This window comes from Pseudomonas sp. SDO5532_S415 (genome assembly GCF_054071155.1).
Genome location: NZ_JBSVWS010000308.1, coordinates 1 through 3291 on the forward strand (window position 1 = coordinate 1; position 3291 = coordinate 3291).

At 60.8% G+C, this 3291-nt stretch carries 3 protein-coding genes; all 3 read left to right on the forward strand.

From position 1 onward, the window contains the following. Positions 1 to 138: 138 nt before the first annotated feature. The 3 genes from ACW9HW_RS29545 to ACW9HW_RS29555 all read left to right on the forward strand — a co-directional run bounded on the left by ACW9HW_RS29545 (position 139) and on the right by ACW9HW_RS29555 (position 3202). Positions 139 to 1182 carry an NADP-dependent oxidoreductase gene (locus tag ACW9HW_RS29545; RefSeq protein WP_457402866.1) on the forward strand — a complete coding sequence of 348 codons (1044 nt, stop codon included), beginning with the start codon at positions 139 to 141 and terminating at the stop codon, positions 1180 to 1182. A gap of 75 nt (positions 1183 to 1257) precedes the next feature. After that, positions 1258 to 1860: a recombination mediator RecR gene (gene recR / locus ACW9HW_RS29550; RefSeq protein WP_095197317.1), complete on the forward strand. Its 603-nt coding sequence runs from the start codon at positions 1258 to 1260 to the stop codon at positions 1858 to 1860. A gap of 193 nt (positions 1861 to 2053) precedes the next feature. After that, the gene (locus ACW9HW_RS29555) at positions 2054 to 3202 is read left to right on the forward strand and encodes an acyl-CoA dehydrogenase family protein (protein WP_457402868.1); all 1149 of its coding nucleotides are present in this window, start codon (positions 2054 to 2056) and stop codon (positions 3200 to 3202) included. Positions 3203 to 3291: the final 89 nt, after the last annotated feature.

Sequence of the window (3291 nt, forward strand, 5' to 3'; positions counted from 1 at the left end):
GTGGTCGAATTCCAATGTGGGAGCGAGCCTGCTCGCGAAGAAGACAACCCGGCCTTAAAGTAGAAACATCGAACGCACTATTGCCCCAAAGGTCTGCTCCCTATACCCCCGAACTCATCGACCAAAGGAGACGCTGACATGTCCGATCCATTGACCCTCAACCAACGCATCGTCCTGGCCTCGCGCCCGGTCGGCGCGCCGACGCCGGAGAACTTTCGCCTGGAACGGGTCGCGCTACCCGATCTGGCGGACGGTCAGGTGTTGCTCAAAACCCTTTATCTGTCGCTGGACCCGTACATGCGCGGACGCATGAGTGATGCTCCGTCCTACGCAGCCCCGGTGGAAATCGGCGAGGTGATGACCGGTGGCGCGGTCAGTCGGGTCGAGCGCTCGCTCAATCCCAAGTTTCAGGAAGGCGATCTGGTGGTCGGAGCCACGGGCTGGCAAAGCCACAGCATCAATGACGGTCGCAGCATCATGCCGATTCCCTCAACGCTGCCCAGCCCGTCCATGGCCCTGGGCGTCCTGGGCATGCCGGGCATGCCGGGCATGACTGCCTACATGGGATTGATGGACATCGGTCAACCCAAGGCCGGTGAAACCCTGGTGGTGGCGGCTGCATCCGGCGCGGTGGGTTCGGTGGTTGGCCAAGTGGCGAAGATCAAGGGCTTGCGGGTGGTCGGTGTGGCGGGAGGCGCGGACAAGTGCCGCTACGTGATTCAAGATTTGGGTTTTGATGCCTGCATCGACCACAGGAGCCCGGACTTCGTCGATGAACTGGCTCAGGCGTGCCCCAAGGGTATCGACATCTATTACGAAAACGTCGGTGGCAAGGTCTTCGACGCGGTCGTGCCGTTACTCAATCCCAAGGCGCGGATTCCGCTGTGCGGCCTGATTGCTTCCTACAACGCCAGCGAAGCGCCGAGCGGGCCGGATCGCCTGCCACAGTTGCAGCGTACGCTGCTGACCAAGCGCGTGCGGATCCAGGGCTTCATCGTGTTCGACGATTACGGCGACCGTCAGCCTGAGTTCGCCAGCGCCATGGCGCCGTGGGTGCGTGACGGCAAGGTGAAATTCCGTGAAGATGTGGTCGATGGCCTGGAAAATGCGCCCCAGGCGTTCATCGGTCTGCTGGAAGGACGCAACTTCGGCAAACTGGTGGTACGGGTCGCCCAGAACTAATTGATGCTGCAATTTGACGCTAAACAGAGGCGCGGGTATAAACCGCGTCTCGTTGTTTTGTCGGATTTTTCCCCCATGAGCTTCAGCCCTTTGATTCGCCAACTGATCGATGCCCTGCGCGTTTTGCCAGGCGTGGGTCAGAAAACCGCCCAGCGCATGGCGTTGCAGTTGCTTGAGCGTGATCGCAGCGGCGGCTCGCGATTGGCACAGGCCCTGAGCCAGGCCATGGAAGGGGTCGGTCACTGCCGTTTGTGCCGCACGCTGACCGAAGATGATCTTTGCCCGCAGTGCGCCGATACCCGGCGCGACGATACGCTGCTCTGCGTGGTGGAGGGGCCAATGGATGTCTACGCCGTGGAGCAGACCGGGTTTCGCGGTCGCTATTTCGTGCTCAAGGGACACCTTTCGCCCCTCGATGGCCTGGGGCCGGAAGCCATTGGCATTCCCCAGTTGATGGCGCGGATCGAGGAAGCGGGTACGTTCACCGAAGTGATCCTCGCCACCAACCCGACGGTGGAAGGGGAGGCCACGGCGCACTACATCGCCCAGTTGCTCAGCAGCAAAGGCCTGATCGCTTCGCGTATTGCCCATGGCGTGCCGCTTGGGGGCGAGCTGGAACTGGTGGATGGTGGGACACTGGCGCATTCGTTTGCGGGGCGTAAACCGATTTCGCTTTAGTTTGTGTGTCGTCTGTTATGACGCCTTCGCGAGCAGGCTCGCTCCCACAAGGGATTCGTATACACCGAAAATCCAATGTGGGAGCGAGCCTGCTCGCGAAGGGTGCACCTCGGACTCCCTGATTCACACAATCCTGTTGTAAACCAAGCAAGCGCTCGGTTAACTTCGCTGAACCCTTCAGTGGAGTTCGCCGATGCCTGCCTTTCAGGAATACTTCGATCCCAGCCACCAATTGGTCCGCGACAGCGTCAGACGATTCGTCGAACGCGAGATTCTTCCTGACATCGATCAGTGGGAAGAAGCCGAAAGCTTTCCCCGTGAGCTTTACCTCAAGGCTGGTGCGGCGGGGATTCTCGGGATCGGTTACCCGGAAGCGCTCGGCGGGAGCCATGAAGGAGATTTGTTCGCCAAGGTCGCCGCCAGCGAAGAGCTGATGCGCTGTGGTTCAGGTGGCCTGGTAGCGGGGTTGGGGTCGTTGGACATCGGTCTGCCGCCGATTCTCAAATGGGCCAGGCCACAAGTCCGTGACCACGTCGTGCCGCAGGTGGTGTCCGGCAAGAAGATCAGCGCCCTGGCCGTCACCGAACCCGGCGGCGGTTCAGACGTCGCCAACCTGCAAACCCGCGCCGTGCGTGACGGCGATTTTTACCGGGTCAGCGGCAGCAAAACCTTTATCACCAGTGGCGTACGTGCGGATTACTACACGGTTGCGGTGCGCACCGGTGAGCCGGGTTTCGCCGGCATCAGCCTGTTGTTGATCGAGAAGGGCGCCCCCGGTTTCACCGTGGGGCGGCAGTTGAAGAAAATGGGCTGGTGGGCATCGGACACCGCCGAGCTGTTCTTCGATGATTGCCGCGTGCCGGTGGGCAATCTGATCGGCAGCGAGAACATGGGTTTTGCCTGCATCATGGGCAATTTCCAGAGCGAACGCCTGGCGCTGGCCTTGATGGCCAACATGACGGCGCAGCTCGCCCTGGAGGAAAGCCTGAAGTGGGCGCGAGAGCGTGAGGCCTTCGGCAAACCTATCGGCAAGTTCCAGGTGATCAAGCACCGCCTCGCCGAAATGGCCACGGAACTGGAAGTCTCAAGGGAGTTCACCTACCGCCAGGCGGCGAAAATGGCCGCGGGGCAGAGTGTGATCAAGGAGATCTCCATGGCCAAGAATTTCGCCACCGACACGGCGGACAGGATTACCCACGACGCGGTGCAGATCCTGGGGGGAATGGGCTACATGCGCGAGAGTCTGGTGGAGCGGCTGTACCGGGATAACCGGATACTTTCGATCGGGGGCGGGACGCGGGAAGTGATGAACGAAATCATCAGCAAGCAGATGGGGCTTTGAGATTTTCGGTGTGACTACTGACGCTTTCGCGAGCAGGCTCGCTCCCACAGGGGGGCTTCGGCGTACACATATTTTGCGTATGACGAAAG

Coding starts and splice junctions, on each gene's coding strand:
- ACW9HW_RS29545 (WP_457402866.1), top strand. CDS start 139: ATGTCCGATCCATTGACCCTCAACCAACGCATCGTCCTGGCCTCGCGC.
- ACW9HW_RS29555 (WP_457402868.1), top strand. CDS start 2,054: ATGCCTGCCTTTCAGGAATACTTCGATCCCAGCCACCAATTGGTCCGC.
- recR (WP_095197317.1), top strand. CDS start 1,258: ATGAGCTTCAGCCCTTTGATTCGCCAACTGATCGATGCCCTGCGCGTT.